Consider the following 577-nt stretch of genomic DNA (forward strand, 5'->3'; position numbering starts at 1 on the left):
CGGCGGGCCTGGACCTGCTGACCTCCCCGGCCGGCGCCGCCGCCGCGCCGCTCATCGACGACGTCGACGAGGCGATCGTCGCCTCCGTGTGCTGGCAGGACGCCAACGGGCGGGCCGTCGACCCGGGGGAGCAGGCCCGGCTCGTCGACACCCTCGCCACGCGCCGTTACGACGCCGCCGTCATCTTCACCTCGTTCTCGCAGTCCCCGTGGCCCGCCGCCTACGTGTGTGCGCTGGCCGGCATCGGGCTGCGGGTCGGCGCGTCGCGGGAGTTCGGCGGCTCGCTGCTCACCCACTGGGCGGACGACCTGCCGGGCGGCATTCATCAGGTCGACCGGGCGTTGCTGCTGCTACGCCACGCCGGTCTGCCGGCCGCCGGCGGCCATCCCCGCCTCACCGTGCCGACGCAGGCGCGGGACCGGGTGGGCCCGCTGGTCGAGGCCGGCCCGTACGCGGTGCTGCTGCCCGGCGCGAGCTGCCCGTCGCGGCGCTACGATCCCGAGCGCTTCGCCACGGTCGCCGGCCTGCTCGCGGGCGAGGGGCTGCGCGTCCTCGTCGCCGGGACGCGTGGAGAGGC

1 protein-coding gene is annotated in these 577 nt (G+C 77.1%); it reads left to right on the forward strand.

What is annotated here, in order from left to right; all coding sequences use genetic code 11:
- A partial coding sequence (locus ND748_RS33495) for a glycosyltransferase family 9 protein (RefSeq protein ID WP_285903033.1) occupies positions 1-577 on the forward strand: 577 nt, incomplete at both ends.

The sequence above is a fragment of the Frankia sp. AiPs1 genome (genome assembly GCF_023716945.1).
Taxonomy (GTDB): Bacteria; Actinomycetota; Actinomycetes; order Frankiales; family Frankiaceae; genus Frankia.